This window comes from Streptantibioticus parmotrematis, from assembly GCF_019890615.1.
GTDB lineage: Bacteria > Actinomycetota > Actinomycetes > Streptomycetales > Streptomycetaceae > Streptantibioticus_D > Streptantibioticus_D parmotrematis.
The window spans coordinates 84390-107456 of the sequence record NZ_JAINVZ010000022.1 but is presented as its reverse complement, the minus strand read 5'-3'; the positions used below and the strand labels follow the sequence as shown (position 1 = coordinate 107456).

At 72.4% G+C, this 23067-nt stretch carries 23 protein-coding genes; 11 read left to right on the top strand and 12 right to left on the bottom strand.

Translation table 11 applies throughout. The features are described 5' to 3' along the window. Positions 1–33: 33 nt before the first annotated feature. From K7472_RS25905 to K7472_RS25895, 3 genes are all read right to left on the bottom strand, one after another. Positions 34–444, bottom strand: a complete 411-nt coding sequence (locus K7472_RS25905) for a CBS domain-containing protein (RefSeq protein WP_222980969.1) — start codon at positions 442–444, stop codon at positions 34–36. A gap of 134 nt (positions 445–578) precedes the next feature. Further along, positions 579–1397, bottom strand: coding sequence for a histidinol-phosphatase (gene hisN / locus K7472_RS25900; RefSeq protein WP_222980968.1), 819 nt, complete (start codon positions 1395–1397; stop codon positions 579–581). A gap of 73 nt (positions 1398–1470) precedes the next feature. Next, positions 1471–3150 carry an ABC transporter family substrate-binding protein gene (locus K7472_RS25895; RefSeq protein WP_222980967.1) on the bottom strand — a complete coding sequence of 560 codons (1680 nt, stop codon included), beginning with the start codon at positions 3148–3150 and terminating at the stop codon, positions 1471–1473. A 239-nt stretch (positions 3151–3389) separates the two neighbouring features. Between K7472_RS25895 and K7472_RS25890 the strand changes: the two genes are divergently transcribed. From K7472_RS25890 to K7472_RS25880, 3 genes are read left to right on the top strand one after another with little or no spacing between them, the layout of a single operon-like run. Continuing rightward, positions 3390–4373 carry an ABC transporter permease gene (locus tag K7472_RS25890; RefSeq protein ID WP_222980966.1) on the top strand — a complete coding sequence of 328 codons (984 nt, stop codon included), beginning with the start codon at positions 3390–3392 and terminating at the stop codon, positions 4371–4373. A gap of 17 nt (positions 4374–4390) precedes the next feature. Continuing rightward, the gene (locus K7472_RS25885; RefSeq protein WP_222980965.1) at positions 4391–5323 is read left to right on the top strand and encodes an ABC transporter permease; all 933 of its coding nucleotides are present in this window, start codon (positions 4391–4393) and stop codon (positions 5321–5323) included. Beyond that, the gene (locus K7472_RS25880; protein ID WP_222980964.1) at positions 5320–7596 is read left to right on the top strand and encodes a dipeptide ABC transporter ATP-binding protein; all 2277 of its coding nucleotides are present in this window, start codon (positions 5320–5322) and stop codon (positions 7594–7596) included. The genes K7472_RS25885 and K7472_RS25880 overlap by 4 nt, the downstream gene beginning before the upstream one ends. Positions 7597–7608: 12 nt before the next feature. Here the strand turns inward: K7472_RS25880 and K7472_RS25875 are convergent, their stop codons facing one another. Genes K7472_RS25875 through K7472_RS25865 form a run of 3 tightly spaced genes read right to left on the bottom strand, consistent with a single transcriptional unit; the run spans position 7609 to position 9486 of the window. Beyond that, positions 7609–8064, bottom strand: coding sequence for a GNAT family N-acetyltransferase (locus K7472_RS25875; protein ID WP_222980963.1), 456 nt, complete (start codon positions 8062–8064; stop codon positions 7609–7611). Positions 8065–8119: 55 nt separating this feature from the next. Next, a complete protein-coding gene (locus K7472_RS25870; RefSeq protein WP_222980962.1) occupies positions 8120–8941 on the bottom strand; it encodes an alpha/beta fold hydrolase in 822 nt (273 codons plus the stop codon). A gap of 53 nt (positions 8942–8994) precedes the next feature. Next, complete coding sequence (locus K7472_RS25865) at positions 8995–9486, bottom strand: cupin domain-containing protein (protein WP_222980961.1); 492 nt, start codon at positions 9484–9486, stop codon at positions 8995–8997. Positions 9487–9593: 107 nt separating this feature from the next. Here K7472_RS25865 and K7472_RS25860 point away from each other — a divergent pair, with 107 nt between their 5' ends. Next, a complete protein-coding gene (locus K7472_RS25860; protein WP_222980960.1) occupies positions 9594–10211 on the top strand; it encodes a TetR/AcrR family transcriptional regulator in 618 nt (205 codons plus the stop codon). Between the two features lie 44 nt (positions 10212–10255). Here K7472_RS25860 and K7472_RS25855 read toward each other — a convergent pair whose 3' ends face one another. From K7472_RS25855 to K7472_RS25840, 4 genes are all read right to left on the bottom strand, one after another. Next, a complete protein-coding gene (locus tag K7472_RS25855; protein WP_222980959.1) occupies positions 10256–10579 on the bottom strand; it encodes a DMT family transporter in 324 nt (107 codons plus the stop codon). 132 nt (positions 10580–10711) lie between these two features. Further along, the gene (rsgA, locus tag K7472_RS25850) at positions 10712–11716 is read right to left on the bottom strand and encodes a ribosome small subunit-dependent GTPase A (protein WP_222980958.1); all 1005 of its coding nucleotides are present in this window, start codon (positions 11714–11716) and stop codon (positions 10712–10714) included. A 9-nt stretch (positions 11717–11725) separates the two neighbouring features. Continuing rightward, positions 11726–13090: a 3-phosphoshikimate 1-carboxyvinyltransferase gene (gene aroA / locus K7472_RS25845; protein ID WP_222980957.1), complete on the bottom strand. Its 1365-nt coding sequence runs from the start codon at positions 13088–13090 to the stop codon at positions 11726–11728. Between the two features lie 211 nt (positions 13091–13301). Next, entirely contained in the window at positions 13302–14015 is a 714-nt protein-coding gene (locus tag K7472_RS25840; protein ID WP_222980956.1) for a M50 family metallopeptidase, read from the bottom strand. 87 nt (positions 14016–14102) lie between these two features. Here K7472_RS25840 and K7472_RS25835 point away from each other — a divergent pair, with 87 nt between their 5' ends. From K7472_RS25835 to def, 7 genes are all read left to right on the top strand, one after another. Further along, a complete protein-coding gene (locus tag K7472_RS25835) occupies positions 14103–14921 on the top strand; it encodes an SOS response-associated peptidase (RefSeq protein WP_222980955.1) in 819 nt (272 codons plus the stop codon). 101 nt (positions 14922–15022) lie between these two features. Further along, complete coding sequence (locus K7472_RS25830) at positions 15023–15667, top strand: alpha/beta hydrolase family protein (RefSeq protein ID WP_222980994.1); 645 nt, start codon at positions 15023–15025, stop codon at positions 15665–15667. Positions 15668–15958: 291 nt separating this feature from the next. Next, positions 15959–16645, top strand: a complete 687-nt coding sequence (locus K7472_RS25825; protein WP_222980993.1) for a sigma-70 family RNA polymerase sigma factor — start codon at positions 15959–15961, stop codon at positions 16643–16645. Beyond that, positions 16642–17043, top strand: a complete 402-nt coding sequence (gene rsrA, locus K7472_RS25820) for a mycothiol system anti-sigma-R factor (protein WP_222980954.1) — start codon at positions 16642–16644, stop codon at positions 17041–17043. The genes K7472_RS25825 and rsrA overlap by 4 nt, the downstream gene beginning before the upstream one ends. A gap of 333 nt (positions 17044–17376) precedes the next feature. After that, a complete protein-coding gene (locus tag K7472_RS25815) occupies positions 17377–17592 on the top strand; it encodes a biotin/lipoyl-binding carrier protein (protein ID WP_109451991.1) in 216 nt (71 codons plus the stop codon). A gap of 98 nt (positions 17593–17690) precedes the next feature. Next, a complete protein-coding gene (locus K7472_RS25810; protein ID WP_222980992.1) occupies positions 17691–18686 on the top strand; it encodes a tetratricopeptide repeat protein in 996 nt (331 codons plus the stop codon). 87 nt (positions 18687–18773) lie between these two features. After that, positions 18774–19403 carry a peptide deformylase gene (def, locus tag K7472_RS25805; RefSeq protein ID WP_222980953.1) on the top strand — a complete coding sequence of 210 codons (630 nt, stop codon included), beginning with the start codon at positions 18774–18776 and terminating at the stop codon, positions 19401–19403. 100 nt (positions 19404–19503) lie between these two features. On the opposite strand, the gene K7472_RS25800 is transcribed toward def, so the two are convergent. Together K7472_RS25800 and K7472_RS25795 are read right to left on the bottom strand one after the other, a co-directional pair. Further along, the gene (locus tag K7472_RS25800) at positions 19504–20580 is read right to left on the bottom strand and encodes a ribonucleotide-diphosphate reductase subunit beta (protein WP_372458066.1); all 1077 of its coding nucleotides are present in this window, start codon (positions 20578–20580) and stop codon (positions 19504–19506) included. Further along, positions 20580–22955, bottom strand: coding sequence for a ribonucleoside-diphosphate reductase subunit alpha (locus K7472_RS25795; RefSeq protein ID WP_222980952.1), 2376 nt, complete (start codon positions 22953–22955; stop codon positions 20580–20582). The genes K7472_RS25800 and K7472_RS25795 overlap by 1 nt, the downstream gene beginning before the upstream one ends. Positions 22956–23067 lie beyond the last annotated feature (112 nt).

Here is a 23067-nt window from a genome sequence, read left to right as displayed (position 1 = left end):
TCGGGGATTGTGGCCCCTGGGGCCCCGCCCTCGTTACACCAACGCCGCCTGCTCCGGGGTCGCCGTGTGCCTGGCCTTGGTCCAGCAGCGGATGATGTCGCGGACCGAGACCATGCCCACCGGGGACTCGTCCTTGACCACGATCAGGTGGCGGAAGCCGCCTCGGACCATGGCGGTCGCCGCCTCCTCCAGGGTCCAGCCCGGGGCCGCGAAGACCACCGACGTCGTGGTGTGGGCGTGCGCCGGTTCGCGGTCGGGGTCTAGGCCCAGGCCGATCGCGTTGAGGATGTCGCGTTCGGTCAGTATGCCCAGGCCGCAGGTGTCGGGGTCGAGCACGACCGCCGCGCCGACCCGGCGGGCCGACATCAGGGCCGCCGCCTGACGCAGCGTGTGGGTGGGGCCGATGGTGAGGACTACCGTGGTCATCGCGTCGCGGACCAGCATGGGCTACCCCTGAGGAAGAGCCGTCACGGCTTCACATGTTCACAAGCCGCTCGGCTTTCATTTTCACATGGGCACAAGGGGTGCGGCAAGGGGCGCTCGGGAGCGCGATCGCCCCGGGTCCGCCACGACCTTCCTCAGCGCGCCGCGGGCCCCCTGCTCAGGCGGGCCAGCAGGTCCTCGTGGAGCAGGCCGTTCGACGCCGCCGCGTTCTCCCCGTACGGGCCGGGGACGCCGTCCAGCGACGTGAAGCGGCCGCCCGCCTCGCGGACCACGACCGACGGCGCGGCCATGTCCCAGACGCTCAGTTCCGGCTCGGCGCACAGGTCCACCGCGCCCTCGGCGACCATCATGTACGACCAGAAGTCGCCGTACGCCCGGGTGCGCCAGCAGGCCCGGGTCAGGCCGAGGAACGCGTCGAGGCGGCCGCGTTCCTCCCAGCCGGTCAGCGACGAGTACGAGAACGACGCGTCCGCCAGCCGGTCCACCCCGGACACCTTCAGCCGGGTCGCCGACGACAGGCTGCGGCCGGTGTACGCGCCGCCGCCCTTCGACGCCCACCAGCGGCGGCCCAGCGCGGGCGCCGAGACCAGCCCGACCACCCCGTCGTCGCCCTCCGGGCCGCCCTCGCCGCGTACCGACAGCGCGATCAGCGTCGCCCACACCGGCACGCCGCGCACGTAGTTCTTGGTGCCGTCGATCGGGTCGACGATCCAGCGGCGCGCGCCGCCGCCCTCGGTGCCGAACTCCTCGCCCAGCACCGCGTCCCGGGGCCGGGCACGCTGCAACTGGCTGCGGATCAGCTCCTCGGCGGCCTTGTCCGCCTCGCTGACCGGCGTCATGTCCGGTTTGGTCTCGACCTTCAGGTCCAGCGCCTTGAACCGCGCCATCGTCACGGAGTCGGCGGCGTCGGCCAGGATGTGGGCGAGGCGCAGGTCGTCGTAGAAGTCCGGCATGCGGTGAACAGTAGCGATCCGGCCCGCCCCGCGGCTACGCGCGCCGCCGCCGGGCGGGCCCCGGACGCCGCGGCTACTTCACCCAGCCGACCTTCGCGTAGTCGGTGAAGTTGACCAGACCGGACGCGCCGTAGTTGGCCAGGCCCTTGCGGACCGCGTCGACCTGCGGGCGCTGGAACAGCTCGACCGAGTTGCCGGCCTGCCAGATCAGCTTGTCCGCCTGGTTGTAGAGCGCTTCCGCCTTCGTCTTGTCCGTCGTACCCGCGGCCTGCTTCAGCAGCGCGTCGATCTGCGGGGAGCCGACCGAGCCGAAGTTCTGGAAGAGGTTCTTGCCCTGCGGCTGCTGGTAGGTGGACACCAGCGTCGAGGGGTACATCGAGTCGGTGTTGCGGAAGCTCACCAGGTCGAAGTTGCCGAGGTTGACGTACTTGTCGAAGAAGTCGTTGTCCGGCACCTTCTGGATGTCCACCTTGATGCCGACCTGGCCGAGCATCTGCTGGATCAACTGCGCGGTGTCCACCGTGGTCTGCGGTGAGCCCGCGCTCAGCAGGTAGCCCACCTCCAGCTTCTGGCCGCCCTTGGTCCGCGGCTTGCCCGCGCCGTTGTCCTTCCAGCCCGCCTCGTCCAGCAGCTTGCCCGCCGCCGTCGGGTCGAACTTGCCGTAGACGCCCGCGTTGTCCTGGTAGCCCTGCTGGTTGGGCATGAAGAAGTGGTTGCCCAACAGGTTGACCTTGTACGGCAGTCCGGAGCCGAAGGCGTCCGCGGTGGCCTGCCGGTTGATCGCCTCGCCGATCGCCTGGCGCACCCGCACGTCCTTGAGCGGCCCGTGCGCGCCGTTGATCGTGACGTGCACCTCGTCCCAGCGCGAACCGGTGTCGATCTGCGCGTCCTTGTCCTTCACCAGCCGCCGGTAGTCGTCCGGGTCCTCGGCCTGCGCCTCGTCGATCTCCCCGTTGAGGAACGCGTCGGTGATCGCGGTCTGCGCCATCGCCCGGTACACGAGGGAGTTGAGCTTGGGCTTGGTCCCCCACCACTTCGGGTCGGGGGTGAGCGTCAGCGTCTGGTCGGTCTTGTCGTACTGCGAGATGCGGAACGCGCCCGCGGTGATCGGGATCTTCTGCGTCCAGCCGTTGTTGAACTCCTGCGGTGTGGAGTACGCGGCGGCCGGGAAGAGCGGGGTGAACAGCCGCTGCCAGTCCGCGTAGGGGGAGCTGAAAGTGACCTTGACCTGCTGGGCGTTCGCGCCCTGCGCCACGCCGGAGATCTGGTCGTAGCCGGAGGTGTCGGCGGCCTGGTAGGCGGAGTTGCTGCCGTTGAGCGCCTTCCACTGGGCCTGGAAGTCGCGCCAGCTCAGCTGCGTGCCGTCGGACCAGCGGGCCTTGGGGTTCAGCTGGTACGTGACGACCTGCGGCGAGGTCGAGGTCACCTGGGCGGACACCAGGTAGTCGGGATCGAGTTGCGGCACGCCGTGCTCGTCGGTGCGGAACAGCACCGGCTCGACGTCCGCCGTGATCTCGGAGGCGTCGCCCTGCGCGCCGTCGGCGGTGTTGGAGTTGTACTGCTCGATCCACTGCTCGATGGCGATCCGCAGCGTGCCGCCCTGCTTGATGTCGCTGAGCGGACGGGAGTTGACGTCGGCCACGGCCACCTGCTGCTTGCCGTCCGACGAGCCGCCCGAGGACCCACCGCACCCCGACAGCACGAGGGAGGCGGTCGCGGTGGCCGCGAGGGCGAGGATGGTGGATCTGCGCATGACGGGTGCGTCCTTCGTCGGTTCGTGGGCCGGTGGGCATGGCTCGGCAGACCGTAGAACGCGCTCCGCCGCTGAGGCAGGTACCGCGGAACATTGTCATGGGCTCTTCACACTGTCGCAATAGGGAGCGATCATGCTGAACGGCGCGCCACGCGTGCCCGCAGCACGGACACCGCGCACCGCGCACCGGACGCGACACATCGGGGCCGAGGCCCCAACGCACAGGAAGGCGGCCACCGTTGGGGGTCTATCTGGCCAAGCGGCTCGGCTACTACGTCGTGTTGCTGGTGGTCGCCATCTGCCTGTCGTACCTGCTGGCGTCCGTCGCGCTCGACCCGCGCGCCTACTACGCGGGCCGCCAGCCGCCCATCTCGCCGGCCGCCGTCGACGCCCACCTCACCGCGATCGGTGTCAACGACCACACGCCGCTGATGGACCGCTTCGGCCACTGGGCCGTGCGCGCCCTGCACGGCGACCTCGGCAAGACCATCGACGGCACCTCCGTCAACGCCGAGTTCGGACGGCGGCTCGGGGTGAGCCTGAGGCTGCTGCTCGCGGGGACGATCATCGGCACCGTGCTCGGCGTGCTGGTCGGCGCCTGGACGGCGGTACGGCAGTACCGGCTGTCGGACCGCGTGGTGACGCTGGCCTCGTTCGCGCTGCTGTCCACGCCGGTCTTCCTGCTGGCGGTGCTGCTGAAGACCGGGGCGATCTGGTTCAACAACACCACCGGCACGCACGTCATCCAGTTCACCGGCGAGTCCACCCCGGGACTCGGCGGCGGGTTCTGGACGGTGCTGAAGGACCGCTCGGTGCACCTGCTGCTGCCGACCATCTCCGTGGCGCTGTTCGCCATCGCCTCCTACAGCCGCTACCAGCGCAGCACCATGCTCGACGTGCTCGGCTCCGACTACCTGCGCACCGCCCGCGCCAAGGGACTGCGCCGGCGCACCGCGCTGCTGCGGCACGGGCTGCGCACCGCGCTCATCCCGATGTCCACCTTCTTCTCCTACGGCTTCCTCGCCCTGTTCACCGGTGCCACCTTCACCGAGACCATCTTCGGCTGGCACGGCATGGGGGAGTGGTTCATCAGCTCCATCAACGACAACGACGTCAACTCCGTCGTCGCCGTCAACGTCTTCGCCGCCGTCGTGGTGCTGCTGTCCGGCTTCCTCGCCGACCTGCTGCACGCCGCGCTCGACCCGCGCGTCCGGCACGCCTGAGGAGTCCAGACACCCCCATGACCACGACCACCACCCCCGCCGTCCTCGTCGACGCCGAGGCCGTCGCCGAGCGGCCCGCCGCCTCGCGCGCCCGCGTCGTCGCCCGGCGCTTCGTCCGCAACAAGGGCGCGCTGACCGGAGCCGTCGTCCTGGTGGCGCTCTTCCTGATGGCGTTCGCCGGACCGTACGTCACCCACTGGTCGTACGACGCCATCGACTACACCGCGCTGCGCCAACCACCGTCCGCACGCCACTGGTTCGGCACCAACGGGATCGGACAGGACGTCTTCGCCCAGACCGTGCGCGGGCTCCAGAAGTCGCTGCTGATCGGGCTGCTGGTCGCGTTGTTCTCCACCGTGCTGGCCTCCCTGGTGGGCGCCTGCGCCGGGTACTTCGGCGGCTGGACCGACCGGCTGCTGATGTTCGCCGTCGACCTGCTGCTGGTCTTCCCCAGCTTCCTGATCATCGCCATCATCTCGCCCCGGCTGCGCAGCGGCGGATGGCTGGCGTTCGTCGGACTGCTCGCCGTCTTCGGCTGGATGATCACCGCCCGGGTGGTGCGATCGATGACCATCTCACTGCGCGAGCGGGAGTTCGTACGGGCCGCGCGCTACATGGGCGTCGGGCCGTTCCGCGTCATCCTGCGGCACGTCCTGCCCAACGTGGCGTCCTTCCTCATCATCGACGCGACCATCGCGGTGGGCGGCGCGGTGATGAGCGAGACCGCGCTGTCGTACTTCGGCTTCGGCGTGCAGCCGCCGGACGTCTCACTGGGCACCCTCATCGCGGACGGCACGCCCTCGGCCGTGACCTACCCGTGGATGTTCTTCTTCGCCGCCGGACTGCTGGTGCTGTTCGTGCTGGCGGTCAACCTCGTCGGCGACGGACTGCGCGACGCGATCGACCCCACGGCCGGTGGCGGCCGCGGGCGCAAGGGAGGGCGGCGATGACCGCGCTGGACCACCACCGGATCGCGGCGCGGGACGAGTCGGCCGCGCCCGTGCTGGACGTGAGCGGCCTGCGCGTCGCGTTCGACGGCGTCGAGGCGGTACGCGGCGTCGACCTGACGCTGCGCCGCGGCGAGGTGCTCGGCCTGGTCGGCGAGTCCGGCTCGGGCAAGTCCACGGTCGCGCTGGCGATCCTCGGCCTGCTCCCGCCCACCGCGACCGCGACCGGCTCCGTGCGGCTCGACGGCGAACAGCTCGTCGGCGCGGGCGACGCCACCCTGTCCCGCCTGCGGGGCAGCCGCATCGCCATGGTCTTCCAGGACCCGCTGTCCGCGTTCACCCCGGTCTACCGCATCGGCGACCAGATCGCGGAGGCGATCCGCGCGCACCGCGACGTCACCCGGGCCGCGGCCCGTGAACAGGCCGTGGAACTACTGGACTTGGTGGGCATCCCGGAGCCGAAGGCGCGCGCCGACGCGTTCCCCCACGAGTTCTCCGGCGGCATGCGGCAACGCGCGATGATCGCGATGGCGGTCGCCAACGACCCCGACGTCATCCTCGCCGACGAGCCGACCACCGCGCTGGACGTGACGATCCAGGCCCAGGTGCTGGACGTGCTGCGCACCGCGCAACGCGAGACGGGCGCGGCGATGCTCCTGGTCAGCCACGACCTGGGGGTCATCGCCGGGCAGGCCGACCGGGTCGCGGTGATGTACGCGGGGCGGGTGGTGGAGACCGCGCCGGTCCAGGCGCTGTTCGCCACCCCGAGGATGCCGTACACGCTGGCGCTGATCGGCGCCGTGCCCCGGCTCGACGGGCTGGAGGTGGTGACCGGGGAGGAGGCGGAAGCCCTCGCGGAGACGGCGACCGAGGCTGTCGCGGAGACGCGGGCTGTCGCTGAGACGGAGGCCGTCGTGGGAACGGAGGCCATCGTGGAGGCGGGGCCCTCTGACGACGGGCCCGCGTCCGAGGACGGTGACGCCCTCGTTCCCGTGGCGCGCACGACCCGCCGGGCGCTCGTGCCGATCCCCGGCGCTCCGCCCAGCCCGGGCGCGTTGCCCTCCGGGTGCGCCTTCGCGCCCCGGTGCCCGCTCGCCGAGGACGCCTGCCGTCAGGCCGAGCCCGCGCTCGCCCCGGCCGGGGACGGCGACCACCTCGCCGCCTGCCTGCGCTCCGACGCCCTCGTCGGCGCCGCGCCCGCCGATGTCTTCCCGGTGCCCGAACTGCCCGAGCCCGCCCGCGTCGAGCGTGCCGAACGCGATCAGGTGCTGCGCGTCGAGGGGCTGACCAAGACCTTCCCGCTGCTCAAGGGCGTCGCGTTCAAGCGCAGGGTCGGCAGCGTCTACGCGGTCGACGGCGTGGACCTCGACATCCGGCGCGGTGAGACCCTCGCGCTGGTCGGCGAGTCCGGCTCGGGGAAGTCCACCACGCTGTTCGAGATCCTCGGCATGACCGCCCCCGAGAGCGGCACCGTGGAACTGCTCGGCAGCCCCGTCGATCAATTGACGAAGCGTCAGGTCGCCGCGTTGCGTTCCCGGGTGCAGATCGTCTTCCAGGACCCGATGGCCAGCCTCGACCCGCGCATGACGGTCGGCGACATCGTCACCGAACCGCTGCGCGCGCAAGGCGCCTCCCGGGCCGAAGCCGCCCTCGCCGTACCGGAGTTGCTGCGCCAGGTCGGCCTCGATGCGGCACACGCCGAGCGCTTCCCGCACGAGTTCTCCGGCGGGCAGCGCCAGCGCGTCGGCATCGCGCGCGCCCTGTCCGTCAAGCCCGACCTGCTCGTGCTGGACGAACCGGTCTCCGCGCTGGACGTCTCGGTGCAGGCGGGCGTGCTCAACCTGCTGCACCGCCTCAAGGCCGAACTCGGCCTGTCCTACCTCTTCGTCTCCCACGACCTGTCCGTCGTGCGCAACATCGCCGACCGGGTCAGCGTCGTCTACCTCGGCCGCACCGTCGAGGCCGGCGACGTCGAGCGGGTCTTCGGCCACGCCCGGCACCCGTACACCCAGGCGCTGCTGTCCGCCGTGCCGCTGCCCGACCCGGTCGCGGAACGCCGCAGGGCCCGCGTCCTGCTGGCCGGTGACCCCCCGTCGCCGACCACGCGGCAGACCGGCTGCCGCTTCCGTTCCCGCTGCCCGGTGTACGCCGCCCTGCCCGAGGCCGACCGGGCCCGCTGCCAGGACGAGGTCCCGGCGGCGCTCCCGCAGGCCGCCGACCACGTGACGGCCTGCCACTTCCCCCGGGAACGCGAGGTCATCGCCGCCCCCGCCTGACGGCGTGGTGCCTCAGCGCAGCGTGAGCTTGAACCCGATGTGGGTCGCCTCGAACCCCAGCTTCTCGTAGAAGCGGTGGGCGTCGAGGCGGGTCACGTCGGACGTCAACTGCACCAGCGTGCAGCCGTGTTCGCGCGAGCGCGCCACGCACCACTCGATGAGCCGCGAGCCCAGTCCGGTGCCGCGCGCCGCCTCGCCGATCCGCACCGCCTCGATCTGCGCCCGGGTGGCGCCGCGCCGCGACAGGCCGGGGATGTAGGTCAGTTGCGCGGTGCCGATCACGTCGCCGTCGCGCTCGGCCACCAGCAGCGTCTGCGCCGGGTCCGCGTCCAGCGCGGTGAACGCGGTCAGGTACGGGGCGGGGTCGTCCGGGGTCTCGCGGCTCGCGCCGAGCGTGTCGTCGGCCAGCAGCGCCACGATGGCGGTGACGTCGTCGGCGGTCGCGCGCCGGATGGTGATCTCGTCCATGCGGCGCATCCCATCATCTTCGCGCCCGCCCGCGCCACGTCCGCCGCGACAGCCGTCAGTGCGCCGGGGACTCGCGTTCCGCGTCCGCGAAGGCGCCGATCGCCTCCAGGACCACCTCCGGCTGCTCGATGTGCGGGAAGTGCCCGGCCTCGGCCACCGGCCGGAACGTCGCCCGTGGGAACGCGGAGGCCAGCGTGCGCTGGTAGGCGAACGGTGCGATGCCGTCCTGCTCGCCCGCGAGCACCAGCACGGGCACGGTGCCCCGGTGCAGCCTGCCGCGCAGCTTCGGGTCGTGGCAGAACGGGTCGCCCGCGTAGACCGCCAGGGCGCGCTGGTTGGCGGCCATCACGGCCTTCTGGTCCTCGCCGAGCGTGGCCGGGTCGGGGCGGAACGCGGGGTCGTGGAAGGCGAGTTCACCGGTCCTGACCGGTCCGATCGCGGCCGGGTCGGCGAACTCCAGCGGGGGCTCGGGCGCGATGCCCGTCGCACCCAGCAGCACCAGGCGGCCGATCCGGCGGCCGGTGTCGCGCAGTGCCATCTCCGCCGCGATCCACCCGCCGACCGAGCTGCCGGCCACCAGCACGTCGCGCAGGCCGAGTTCGTCGAGCAGGTCGAGGTAGGCGACGGCGAGATCGGCGACGGAGTCGGCCCACTCCGGCCGGGGCGTGCCGTCGAACCCGGGGTGGGTGGGGACGACGACGCGGGCGTGCCGGGAGACCGCCGCGGCGAAGCCGCCCATCGAACGCGGCCCGGCGCCGCCGTGCAGCATCAGCACGCCGGTGGTGGCAGCGGGGTCGCCGAGGTCCTGGAGGGTGATGCTCAGGCCGTCGCGCAGGTCGATCACGCGGGTGGTGGAGGCGGGGGCCGAAGTCGTCATGGCGGGGCGTTCCTTGTCGTCGTGCGTACGGGAAGGGGATTGCCGCTCTCGCGTCATCCGGCCTCCCCGCCCGCGGAAGTGGTGGCGTAGCGGCTCATCACCTCGGTGACCGCCCGCGGGGTCATCGCGCCGCCGCCGGCGATCATGGCGCGCAGGTCGCGGAAGTACTGGACGTACAGGTCCGGTGTGAAGGTGTTGATCATCACCAGCGGCTGGTCGCCCGGGTTGGCGAAGGTGTGCGGGGCGCCGGGCGGGACCATGACCAGCGTTCCGGCGGGCGCCTCGTGCACGGTGTCGCCGACGGTGAAGACGGCGGCGCCGGAGACCACGTAGAAGCCCTCGTCGTGCTGGGCGTGGCGGTGCTGCGGCGGTCCCTCGGTGTGCGGGGGGACGGTGATCTCGGCGATGCCGAGGCGGTGCGCGGTGGTGGCGCCGTCCTCCAGGACCCTGATGCGGGCCGTTCCCAGGTCGATGACCTCGCCGCCGTCCCGGGTCACGAGAGAGACCTCCGTGTCGGGGGAGGCGAGGGGTGCGTCGGCGTCCATGCCCTGCTCCTGCCATTCGTGAGAGCTGACTCTCACGAATGTAGGCATCCGGACGCGTTCATGCAAGTGCTCTCTCATTACTGGGGTCGACTTGCTAGAGTGAGGGCATGCAGCAACGAAGCGACCAGGCGTCGCAGCCGGGTACGGGCGGCCGCGCCAACCAGAGACTGCGGACGCGCACCGCGATCCTGCGGGCCGCCTCCGAGCTGATGCGCGACGGGCGGGACGTCACGATGCCCGAGGTCGCCAGGGCCGCCCTGGTCTCCGAGGCCACGGCCTACCGCTACTTCCCCAACCTGGCCAGCCTGTTGCGGGAAGCGATGGCGGGGCAGTGGCCGACCCCGGCCGAGGCGCTGGCCCGCGTCGCCGACGTCACCGACCCGGTCGAACGCGTCGCCGCCGCGGCCGAGCACCTGGCCCGCACGGTGCTGGTCAACCAGGGCGCCGCCCGCGCCATGATCGCCGCCACCGTCACCCGGCCCGAGGACGTCCCGGCCCGCCCCGCCCTGCGCCTCGGCCTGATCGACCACGCGCTCGCGCCGGTCGCGGACACCCTCGACGCCGCCGCGCTGGAGCAGCTGAAGCGGAGCCTGTCGGTGGTCATCAGCGCCGAAGCCGTCTTCACCCTGACCGATCTGCTCCGGCTCGACGCGCAGGAGGCGGTGGCCGGCGTCGTGCGCGCCGCGACCGCCCTGACCCGCGAGGCCCTGCGGCCGACGTCGTAGCCCCCGGCGAATCAGCCTTCACGGCGCGCCCTCCCGCGTACGCCCTAGTGGGTGGCGCCCGACAGCGGCAGGCCGATGATGCCCGCGATGACCAGCGTGATCGAGACGATCTTCAGCACGTTGACGGTGTCGCCCAGGAAGATCATCCCGTAGATCGCCGTGCCACTCGCGCCGATGCCCGTCCACACCGCGTACGCCGGGCCCACGTCCAGCTTGCGCAGCGACAGCGTCAGCAGCCCGAAGCTGCCGAGCGCGAAGCACGCGAAGGCGATGGTCGGCCACAGCCGGGTGAAGCCGTGGGAGAGCTTGAGGCAGACCGCGAACCCGGTCTCCAGCAGTCCGGCCACCACGACCAGCAGCCATGCCATGAGCGCGCCTCCGATCCCCGTCCACCGGACCGGTAGATCATCACACAGACGCCACCCAGGTGAGCGGCAACCGCGCCGACCGGCGCCCCGAGCGCCCCGCGCACACCCCGCGCGCACGCCCGGCGCCCCGCCTCAGTCGCCCTCGCGGCGCTCCCGGGTCGCCAGCAGCCGCCGCAGCGAGTACAGCCGGGCGGGCTCGGCGTGCCCCGCCTCGACCCAGGCGTCCAGCGCGCAGTCCGGCTCGTCGTGGCTGCACGCCCTCGGGCACTCGGCGGTGCCCGGCTCCAGGTCGGGGAAGGCGTGGATGACGCGGGACGGATCGACGTGGTGCAGGCCGAACGAGCGCACGCCCGGGGTGTCGATGACCCAGCCCTCGCCGTCCGGCAGCGGCAGCGCGAGCGCCGACGTCGTGGTGTGCCGGCCGCGTCCGGTGACCGCGTTGACGTGCCCGGTGGCCCGCGCGTGCTCCGGGACCAGCGCGTTGACCAGGGTCGTCTTGCCCACGCCGCTGTGGCCGACGCAGGCGGTCACCCGGCCTGCCAGCCGCTCGCGGACCGCGGCCAGCGCGTCCCCGGTCAGCTCCTCACGACTGGTGACGACATACGGCACGCCCAGCGGCGCGTACGTCTCCAACAGCGGTTCCGCGGGCGCCAGATCGGCCTTCGTCAGCACCAGCAGCGGCTCCAGCCCGGCGTCGTAGGCGGCCACCAGGCAGCGGTCGATCAGGCGCGGGCGCGGCTCCGGATCGGCCAGCGCGGTCACGATCGCCAGCTGGTCGGCGTTGGCCACCACCACCCGCTCGTACGGATCGTCGTCGTCGGCGGTGCGGCGCAGCACCGAACTGCGCTCCTTGACCCGCACGATCCGCGCCAGCGTGTCCTTGTCGCCCGACAGGTCGCCGACGATGTCCACCCGGTCGCCGACCGCGATGCCCTTGCGGCCCAGCTCGCGGGCCTTCATCGCGGTGATGTGGCGGTCCTCGACCAGGCAGGTGATCCGGCCCCGGTCCACGGTGAGCACGAGGCCCTCGGCGGCGTCCTCGTGCTTGGGGCGGATACGGGTGCGCGGGCGGGTGCCCTTGCGGCCCGGGCGCACCCGCACGTCGTCCTCGTCGGCGTCCTTGCCGTAGCGCCGCATGGCGGGGGGTCAGGCTTCCCGGCCGGCGAGCGCGTCACCGCGCGCCGCGAGCATCCCGGTCCACAGCTCGGGGAAGTCCGGCAGCGTCTTGGCGGTGGTCGCCACGTTCTCCACCTCGACGCCGTCCACGATCAGGCCCAGCACCGCGGCGGCGGTCGCCAGCCGGTGGTCCTCGTAGGTGTGGAAGACGCCGCCGTGCAGCGGGCGGGGGCGGATGCGCAGGCCGTCGGCGGTCTCGGTGACGTCGCCGCCCAGCTCGCCCAGTTCCTTGGCCAGCGCCGCGAGCCGGTCGGTCTCGTGCAGCCGCAGGTGCGCGATGCCGCGCAGTTCGGACTCCGAGTCGGCCAGCGCCGCGACCGCCGCGATCACCGGGGTCAGCTCGCCCACCTCGTGCAGGTCGGCGTCGATGCCGTGGACGCGGCCGGTGCCGGTGAAGGTCAGTCCGCGTTCGTCCAACGCGTACGTGCCACCCATCCGGGTGAAGATCTCGCGCAGCGCGTCGCCCGGCTGCGTGGTGCGCTCCGGCCAGTCGGGAACGGTGACCCGGCCGCCGGTGACCAGCGCGGCGGCCAGGAACGGCGCCGCGTTGGACAGGTCCGGCTCCACGGTCAGGTCGCGGCCGAGCAGCGCGCTGGGCGCCACCCGCCACACGTTCGGCTCGCCGCCGCCCTCGGGGGAGTCCACCTTGGCCCCGGCCATCCGCAGCATGTCCACCGTCATCCGGATGTGCGGCAGCGACGGCAGGGTGGCGCCGGTGTGCCGCAGCTCCACGCCCTGGTTGAAGCGCGGCGAGGACAGCAGCAGCGCGCTGACGAACTGCGACGAGGAGGAGGCGTCCACCTCCACCCGGCCACCGGTGAGCGAACCGCCGCCGTGCACCGTCAGCGGCAGCGCGCCGCGGCCCTCGTCGTCGATCCGGGCGCCCAGCGCGCGCAGCGCGTCGATGACGCCGTGCAGCGGGCGTTCGTGGCTGCGCGGGTCGCCGTCGAAGCGCACCGGCCCGTCCGCCAGCGCCGCCACCGGGGGCAGGAAGCGCATCACGGTGCCCGCGTTGCCCACGTCGACCCGGGCGGGCCCGTACAGCCCGGCCGGGATGACCCGCCAGGCCTCGCCGCCGGTGCTCGCGGCCGCGCCGGAGGCACTGTTGGGCAGCGCCTCGATGCCGACGCCCATGGCGCGCAGCGCGTCCGCCATCAGCAGGGTGTCGCGGCTGCGCAGCGGGCGGCGCAGCCAGCCCGGCTCGGAGGCCAGGGCGGCGAGCACCAGGCCCCGGTTGGTGACCGACTTGGACCCGGGCACGGTGACGACCGCGTCGACAGCGCCGGATGCGGTCGGTGCGGGCCAAAGGTCGGTGTGCGCGGGGTTCTCGGTCATGGGAAGCAACTCTAGTGGCTTCGCGTGGCGGCGAATCGTGACCGGATCGGTCGAAATCCGCCGGAAACAACGACTTGGTATGAGCCTACGGTCACCCGTCCGCGTACGCGGCTCCGAACGCGCCCGCGTTCACGCCCCGGCGGCCATGCAGTGGTTGCGCCCCGGCGGTCACGCCGCGTGCACGCTCCGGCAGCGCGCCCCGCCCACCGGTTCACACCCCCAGCAGCCACCGGCCGCCGCCCAGCAGCGCGCACAGCGCGACCGCGTAGAACAGCACCAGCCACATCGCCGCCGGCACGTTGGTCAGCCGGGCGAGCTGGTCGGCATCGGAGTCCGGCGCCTGCCCGTAACGCCGCTTGCCCTGGAGCTCGACCACCGGCCGCACCCCGCCCAGCAGCAGGAACCACACCGCCAGATACCCGAACGCGGCCTGCGTCGTCGCCCCCGTCAGCCAGGAGACCAGGAAGAACGCGCCGCCCGCGACCACCACCGTCAGCACCCCGTAGGCGTTGCGGATCATCACCAGCATCGCGGCCAGCAGCGCCACCGCCCCCCACAGCAGCGCGGTGATGTGCCCCGCGGCCAGCAGCCAGGCGCCGAGCAGGCCTATCAGGGACGGCGCGGTGTAGCCCGCGGCGGCGGTCAGCACCATGCCGATGCCGTGCGGCTTGCCCCGCGAGACGGTCAGCCCCGAGGTGTCGGAGTGCAGCCGGATGCCCTCCAGGCTGCGCCCGCTCAGCAGCGCCACCAGCCCGTGGCCGCCCTCGTGCGCGATGGTGACCGCGTTGCGGGTGACGTGCCAGACGCCGCGCGGCAGCACGGCGGCGAGCGCGACCACACCGGTCACCCCGACCAGCCAGGCCGCCGGGTGCGGCTGCGTTCCCACGACCCGGTCCCACACGTCGCTGATGTTCTTGATGTCCATGGCTCCCCTGAGAAGAACGACGCCCTTGCAACGTGTGGAGCCGGGGCATGGTGCCGCCGCCCGCAACGCCGTGGCAGTGTTGCACCCATGTGCGGGCGATACGCGGCGAGCCGAGAACCGGGGGAACTGGCCGAGCGGTTCGGGGTGGAACACCTCGATCCCGCCGAGGAGTTGGCGCCGGACTGGAACGTCGCGCCGACCAAACGCGTGTACGCGGTCCTGGACCGCCCCGAGAAGGGCTCCGGGTCGCCGCGTCCGGTACGGCAGTTGAGGGTGCTGCGCTGGGGGCTCGTGCCGCCGTTCGCCACCTCGCCCGAGGGCGCCGCCCGCATGATCAACGCGCGGGCCGAGACCGTCCACGAGAAGCCGTCCTACCGGCGGGCGTTCGCCGCCCGCCGCTGCCTGCTGCCCGCCGACGGCTACTACGAGTGGATGACCGGCGCCGAGGAACGGCAGCTGGAGGAGCAGGGCAGGCGCAAACGCCCGCGCAAGCAGCCCTACTTCGTCACCCCGGCCGACGGCGGGGTCATGGCGTTCGCCGGGCTCTACGAGTTCTGGCGCGACCCCGCGCTCCCGCCGGACCACCCGGACGCCTGGCGGGTGACGTGCGCGGTGATCACCACCGAGGCGGACACCGAACCGCTCGCCGGCCAGACCCACGAGGGCGGCCCGGCGGCGCTCGCCGACATACACCCCCGCATGCCGCTGATCGTCACCCCCGACCGCTGGGACGCCTGGCTCGACCCCTCCCGCACCGGCGAGGAGGAGACGCGCGCCCTGCTCGTCCCGCCGCCCGCCGGGACCGTGCGCGCCTACCCTGTGACCACCGGGGTCAGTGACGTGCGCAACAACGGCCCCGAACTGCTCCAGCCGCTGCCCGCGCCCGAGGAGGCGACGCTGTTTTGACCGAGGGCGAGGACCGCGAGGACGCCGTCCCGGGCGAGCGCGAGCACGCTCCTTCGCCGACCGGGCGCGAGACGGTCGTCACACCGCCGGGCGAGGCCCGGATCACCTGGCACCGGGCGGCCGCACCGTACGCGGTGCTGGCAGCCGGGCACGGTGCCGGGGGCGGGATCGAGGCGCGCGACCTGGTGGCGCTGGCCGCCGCGCTGCCGCCGCTGGGGATCACCGTGGCCCTGGTCGAGCAGCCGTGGCGGGTCGCAGGCAAGAAGCTCGCGCCGGCGCCGAGGACGCTGGACGCGGCATGGACCGCGTTGTGGCCCGCGCTGGCCCGCGAGGGGCTCCCGGTGGCCGCCTCGGGCCGCAGCGCCGGGGCCAGGGTCGCCTGCCGCACCGCGAAGGACCTGGGCGCGGCGGCCGTGGTCGCGTTGTCCTTCCCGCTGCATCCGCCCGCCCGTCGCCCGCCACCACCCTCAACCGAGGCGCTGCGCGCCGCCTCCCCTGTTGGCAAGCCGGAGAAGTCCCGGGCCGACGAGCTGCTGGGTGCCGGGGTGCCGACGCTGGTGGTGCAGGGCGGACGTGACCCGTTCGGACGTCCCGAGGAGTTCCCGCCCGGGGTGGCCCCCGTCGAGGTGCCGTACGGCGACCACGGCTTCGCGGTGCCCAAGCGGGCCCCGCTCACCCAGGAGGCGGCCCTGACGCTGCTGACGGACACGGTCGGGGACTGGCTGGCGGCCACGCTCAAGGGGTAGCGGCTTACGCGTACGGGGGGCGCGCGCCGGCGCGGGAATGACTGGGCGGGCCGTCGTGTTGTGCGAGGCGACAGTACGCGGCGGCGGTGCGCCGGACCGCGTAGGTACCCGCTCGTTCGAGGAAGGCAGCGCATGGGTTCACTCGCGTGCCAGGCCCGCTCCCAGGCCCCCTACCTGTCGTGGCCGCAGTGGGGGACCACTTCGGGCACGTCCGGCAGCGCCGAGTCGTCCGGGATATTCTCCCAATCGGGCGTCGTCGCACGAGGCGGCCTCGCCACGGTGGTGGAGGAGGTGGGTCCGGTCACAGGGACCGACAACGGAACGACGGGCGGGCAGCCGCAGCCCCGCCCCGAATCCGAGAGCCCGCAGGAGCGCAGCGCGCGCTTCGAGCGGGACGCGCTGTCCTACCTCGACCAGATGTACTCGGCCGCCCTGCGCATGACGCGCAACCCGGCCGACGCCGAGGACCTGGTGCAGGAGATGTACGCCAAGGCGTACGCGTCCTTCCACCAGTTCCGTGAGGGCACCAACCTCAAGGCGTGGCTCTACCGCATCCTCACCAACACCTTCATCAACTCCTACCGCAAGAAGCAGCGTGAACCGCAGCGCAGCGGCACGGAGGAGATCGAGGACTGGCAGCTGGCGCGGGCCGAGTCGCACATGTCGACGGGACTGCGCTCCGCCGAGTCGCAGGCCCTGGACCACCTGCCGGACTCCGACGTGAAGACGGCGCTCCAGTCGATCCCCGAGGAGTTCCGCATCGCGGTCTACCTCGCCGACGTCGAGGGCTTTGCCTACAAGGAGATCGCCGACATCATGGGGACACCCATCGGCACGGTGATGTCCCGCCTGCACCGTGGACGGCGGCAGTTGCGCGGTCTGCTGGAGGACTACGCGCGTGAGCGCGGGCTCGTTCCCGCGGGGGCCGGGGCCCCGGGCGCGGGCGAGTCGCACGAAGCGAAAGGCTCGGACACATGAGCTGCGGCGATCCGCACGAGACGGACTGCTCCGAGGTCCTCGACCACCTCTACGAGTACCTCGACCACGAGATGTCCGAGGGTGAGACCACCAAGTTCGAGGAGCACTTCGGCGAGTGCAACCCGTGCCTGGAGAAGTACGGCCTGGAGCAGGCCGTGAAGAAGCTGGTCAAGCGCTGCTGCGGGCATGACGACGTGCCCGGCGACCTGCGCTCGAAGGTGCTGGGCCGGATCGAGATGATCCGCGCCGGGGAGATCCGGCCGGAGGCCGAGGCGTCCCGGGACCGGGACCGGGACGAGGCGTCCGGGGGCCCCGCGAAGCCCTCGGAGCCCGCGGCGAAGGCGGCGAAGGGCTCGGAGCCCGCGAAGGCCTCGAAGGCCGGGAGCGAACCGGCCTGAGGCGTCCGGTGAGCGCCCCACGCACGCACACCGTGAGCGCCGCACGCACACCCCACGCACACCGCCCCTCACGTGGGCAGCCTCCCTCACATGGGCACCGCTCATCACACCGGCGACGCCGGTCACACGATCACCCTTTCCGACGGGCGTGGCCCGCCATACGACGCCGCATACGCGTTCGGTGGCGTGCCACGCCCGTAGACGTACCTGAACGGGCGAGAAAACTCCCCGTAAGGGGCGAACCGGTCGGTAATGAGCGAGGTTCCGTGCCGTCGTGGTTGGATGCGCACCAGGGGAGGGGTTGACGCCCCCGCCGGCTGGCAAGGAGGAGTGGTGAGCACCGAAATCCAGGCGGAAATGGTGGCCAATGTATGGAAGGTTGTCGCTCATGAGGGCGATGCCCTGACGGAAGGCGACACCTTGGTGATTCTGGAGTCGATGAAGATGGAGATCCCGGTGCTCGCCGAGTCGACGGGCGTCGTCGCGGAACTCAAGGTGGCGGAGGGCGACGTGGTGCAGGAAGGCGACGTCCTGGCCGTCATCGGCTGAGCCCGCCGGGCCCGGGCCGGCCGAGACCACCAGGCTCGGGGCCCCGCGCACCAGGCGTGCAACAGACCCAGACCAGCAACCGGCAGCAGGCGGGAATCGTGAGGATCTTCGGCAGAGTGCGGCACCGGCCCTCCACCACGTGGCGGCAGGCCACCGACCGTGCCTTCACGCTGATCGACGACGGGCGTTACGAGGACGCCGGCGCGCTGCTCACCCGCGCCGCCGACCTGGAGCCCTGGCTGCCCGAGTCCTGGTACAACCTGGCCCTGCTGCACAAGTTCCGGCACGACTGGGAGCAGGCCCGCTCCGCCGGGCTGCGCGCCGTCGCCCTGCTGGACCGCGACTCCGGCGCCCCCGACTGGTGGAACATCGGCATCGCCGCCACCGCCCTGCAGGACTGGCCGCTGGCCCGCCGTGCCTGGCAGGCGTACGGGCTGCGGATGCCGGCCGGCGAGGCCGGGGCGCCCCCGGACGCCCCGGTGACCATGGCGCTGGGCAGCGCGGCGGTGCGGCTGTCGCCGGAGGGCGAGGCCGAGGTGGTCTGGGGCCGCAGGCTGGACCCGGCCCGCCTGGAGGTCCTGAGCATCCCGCTGCCGTCCTCGGGGCGCCGCTGGGGCGAGGTGGTGCTGCACGACGGCGTTCCGCACGGCGAGCGCGTCGCGCCGGACGGCGGCACCTTCCCGGTCTTCGACGAGATCGAGCTGTGGGCGCCCTCGCCGGTGCCGACCTGGCTGGTGCTGCTGGAGGCGGCCACCGAGGCCGACCGGGACGCGCTGGAGCGCCTCGCGGCCGACGCCGGGTACGCGGCGGAGGACTGGTCGTCGTCCGTGCGGCTGCTGTGCCGTACCTGTTCGGAGTCCCGGATGCCCACCGACGACGGCTCGGCCGCCACCCGCGACCCGCATGACCACGGTGAACCCGGTCACCCCGGCCACCTCTCCCACCTGTCGCACCGCAGCGAGGGCGCCCTGTGGGTGCCGGAGCGCGAGTGCGGGATCGCCGCCCCGGCCGGTCTGGTGCGCGGGCTGCTGGACGGCTGGGTCGCCGACAGCCCGGACAGCCGGGACTGGCGTGATCTCGAAGAGGTCTGCTAGCCCCTGGTCCGAGGCCGTACCCTTGGCAGGCGGATCCACGGATCGGCCTCGATCACCACGATGTTCAGGGAAGGCGTACGGCAGACCATGACCCAGCAGGAGCAGACCGCTCAGGTGTCGGAGTTCACCGACGACACGGTGGACGCCGAGCAGCGGGAGGCGGCGCACCGGGAGCGCGGCACGGTGCGCCCGATCACCGTCGTCGGCAACCCCGTGCTGCACAAGCCGTGCGCCACGGTCACCGAGTTCGACGACAAGCTCGCCGCCCTCGTCGACGACATGTTCGCCAGCCAGCGCGCCGCCAGCGGCGTCGGCCTGGCCGCCAACCAGATCGGTGTGGACGCCCGGGTCTTCGTCTACGACTGCCCCGACGAGGAGGAGGGCGTGCGGCACGTCGGCCACGTCGTCAACCCGGTGCTCGACGAACTCCCCGCCGACCAGCGGGTGCTGGACGTCGCCAACGAGGGCTGCCTGTCGGTGCCCGGCCCCTACATGGAACTGGCCCGCCCGGACTACGCGATCGTGCGCGGCCAGGACCTGCACGGCGAGCCGATCGCCGTCCACGGCCGCGGCTACTTCGCCCGCTGCCTCCAGCACGAGACCGACCACCTGAACGGTCACCTCTACCTCGACCGCCTCTCCAAGCGCGAACGCAAGGACGCGCTCCAGCAGATGGCCGAGAAGACCCCGCGCTACGAGACGGTCCCCAACGACTGACGCCGCGCCGCGCGAAAACGCCGAAGTGCCCCGGAAGGCTGTCCTTCCGGGGCACTTCGGCGTTCAGCCGGGCGTTCGGCGGCTCCTGGAACCGGCGTTCCTAGAAGTCGTCGTCGAAGGAGACCGAGCCCTCGACCGCCACCTGGTAGGCGGAGGCACGGCGCTCGAAGAAGTTGGTCAGCTCCTGGACGTTCTGCAGCTCCATGAACGAGAACGGGTTGGTCGAGCCGTAGCGCACCGGCAGGCCGAGCCGGGCCAGGCGCTGGTCGGCGACCGCCTCCAGGTACTCGCGCATCGAGTCGGTGTTCATGCCCGCCAGGCCGTCACCGCACAGGTCGCGGGCGAACTGCAGCTCGGCCTCGACGGCCTCCTCCAGCATCGCGGTGACCTGCCGGCCCATCTCCTCGTCGAACAGGTCCGGCTCCTCCTGGCGCACGGTGTCGACCACCTGGAAGGCGAAGTCCATGTGCATCGACTCGTCGCGGAACACCCAGTTGGTGCCGGTCGCCAGGCCGTGCAGCAGACCGCGCGAGCGGAACCAGTAGACGTAGGCGAACGCGCCGTAGAAGAACAGGCCCTCGATGCACGCCGCGAAGCAGATCAGGTTCAGCAGGAAGCGCCGCCGGTCCGCCCTGGTCTCCAGGCGGTCCAGCTTCTCCACCGAGTCCATCCACTTGAAGCAGAACTGCGCCTTCTCGCGGATCGACGGGATGTTCTCCACCGCCGCGAACGCCGCCGCCCGGTCGTCGTGGTCGGGCAGGTAGGTGTCGAGCAGCGTCAGGTAGAACTGGACGTGCACGGCCTCCTCGAACAGCTGCCGCGACAAGTACAGCCGCGCCTCGGGGGAGTTGATGTGCTTGTAGAGGGTGAGCACCAGGTTGTTCGACACGATCGAGTCACCGGTGGCGAAGAACGCGACCAGCCGGCCGATCAGGTGCTGCTCGCCGGGGGAGAGCTTGGCCAGGTCGGCGACGTCGGAGTGGAGGTCGACCTCCTCCACCGTCCAGGTGTTCTTGATCGCGTTGCGGTAGTGCTCGTAGAAGTCCGGGTAGCGCATCGGCCGCAGCGTCAGCTCGAAGCCCGGGTCCAGCAGGTTCTTCGTGGTCCTGGCCGCGTTCGCGTTCTCGCTCGCGTCCGGGGTCGTGGTCGGCGTGGTCGGCGTGGTCGGGGTGGACATTACTGGCAGGCCTCGCAGGACTCGGGGTTCTCAAGGGAGCAGGCCACGGCGTCGGCCTCGGTGGTCTGCTGGGCGGGGACGGCGGCGGTGGCCGTCGCACCGCTCGCGGCGCGGGCGATCCGGGTCGCCGGGCGCGACCGCAGGTAGTACGTGGTCTTCAGGCCCTTCTTCCAGGCGTAGGCGTACATCGAGCTGAGCTTGCCGATGGTGGGCGACGCCATGAAGAGGTTGAGCGACTGGCTCTGGTCGAGGTACGCGGTGCGCTCGGCGGCCATGTCGATCAGCCCGCGCTGCGGCAGCTCCCACGCCGTGCGGTACAGCTCGCGCACGTCCTTCGGGATCCAGTTCAGGTCCTGCACCGAGCCGTTGGACTCGCGCAGCGCCTCGCGGGTCTGCCCGTCCCACACGCCCAGCGTCTTCAGCTCCTCCACCAGGTACGCGTTGACCTGGAGGAACTCACCGCTGAGCGTCTCGCGCTTGAAGAGGTTGGAGACCTGCGGCTCGATGCACTCGTAGACGCCCGCGATCGAGGCGATGGTGGCGGTCGGGGCGATCGCCAGCAGCAGCGAGTTGCGCATGCCGGTCGCGGCGATCCGCTCGCGCAGCGCGTCCCAGCGCTCCGGCCAGGTGCGGGCCACGTCCGGGTAGTGGTCGGGGTGCAGCACGCCGCGCGCCGCCCGGGTCTCGCTCCAGGCCGGCAGCGGGCCGTGACGTTCCGCCAGGTCGGCGGAGGCCTCGTAGGCGGCGAGCATGATGCGCTCGGCGATGCGGGTGGACAGCGCCCGGGCCGCGTCCGAGTCGAACGGCAGCCGCAGCCGGAAGAAGACGTCCTGCAGGCCCATCACGCCCAGACCCACCGGCCGCCAGCGGGAGTTGGAGGTGGCGGCCTCGTCGGTCGGGTAGAAGTTGATGTCGACCACGCGGTCCAGGAAGGTCACGGCGGTGCGCACGGTGGCGTCCAGCCGCTCCCAGTCCATCTCGCCGTCCACGCCGAGGTGCGCGGCGAGGTTGACCGAGCCGAGGTTGCACACCGCGGTCTCGCCGTCGTCGGTGACCTCCAGGATCTCCGTGCACAGGTTGGACGAGTGCACGACCCGGCCCGGCTCGGCGGTCTGGTTGGCGGTGCGGTTGGAGGCGTCCTTGAAGGTCATCCAGCCGTTGCCGGTCTGCGCGAGGGTGCGCATCATGCGGGCGTACAACTGCCGCGCGGGAACGGTCCGCACCGCCAGGCCCTCCGCCTCCGCCACGCGGTACGCGGCGTCGAACTCGTCGCCCCACAGGTCGACCAGGTGCGGGACGTCGGCGGGGGAGAACAGCGACCACGGCCCGTCGGACTCCACGCGGCGCATGAACTCGTCGGGGATCCAGTGCGCGAGGTTGAGGTTGTGGGTGCGCCGGGCCTCCTCGCCGGTGTTGTCGCGCAGTTCCAGGAACTCCTCGATGTCCGCGTGCCAGGTCTCCAGGTAGACGCAGGCCGCGCCCTTGCGGCGGCCGCCCTGGTTGACGGCGGCGACGGAGGAGTCGAGGGTGCGCAGGAACGGCACGATGCCGTTGGAGTGCCCGTTGGTGCCGCGGATCAGCGAACCGCGCGAACGGATGCGGGAGTACGGCAGGCCGATGCCGCCCGCGTGCTTCGACAGCCGCGCCACCTGGTGGTAGCGCTGGTAGATCGAGTCGAGCTGGTCGAGGGGGGAGTCCAGCAGGTAGCAGGAGGACATCTGCGGGTGGCGGGTGCCGGAGTTGAACAGCGTCGGGGAGCTGGGCAGGTAGTCCAGGCGGCTCATCAGCGTGTACAGCGACAGCACGTCGTCCAGCGCCCGGCGCGAGTCGTCCTCGGCCAGGCCGCAGGCCACCCGCAGCATGAACTGCTGCGGCGTCTCGACGACCTGACGGGTCAACGGGTGACGCAGGAGGTAGCGGCTGTGCAGGGTGCGCAGGCCGAAGTAGCCGAAGCGGTCGTCGCCCTCGGGGTCGATCGCGGCGTCCAGGCGGGCGGCGTGCGCGGCGGTGAAGTCGGCGGTGCGGTCCGCGATCAGGCCCTCGCGGTGGCCGGTCGCGATGGAGTCGGAGAACGTGACCACGCCCTGCCCCGCGGCCTCCTCGGCGATCGCGCGGGCCAGCAGGCGGGCGGCGAGACGGCTGTACTGCGGGTCCTCGGCGATCAGGCCGGCCGCGGCCTCGGTGGCCAGCGACCGCAGTTCGGCGTCGTCGGACCCGGCGTGCCGGCCGCGCAGCGCGGCGGCGGCGACCCGTCCCGGGTCGGTGGCGGGCAGATCGGCGGTCAGCTCCGTCAGGGTGCGCAGCAGCGCGGTACCGGGCCCTTCGGGCACGTCGGGGGCGAGTGCTGAGGCGGGGTCTGCGGGCGCGATGGTCACGGCGATCTGTCTCCCTCGTAGGCGGTGGCGACGCGAGGGGGCAGGCCGCGCACGGGCATGCCGCGGCGCGTCCACCGGCCCAACCCGCGAGGCCCGGACATCTCGGCACCAC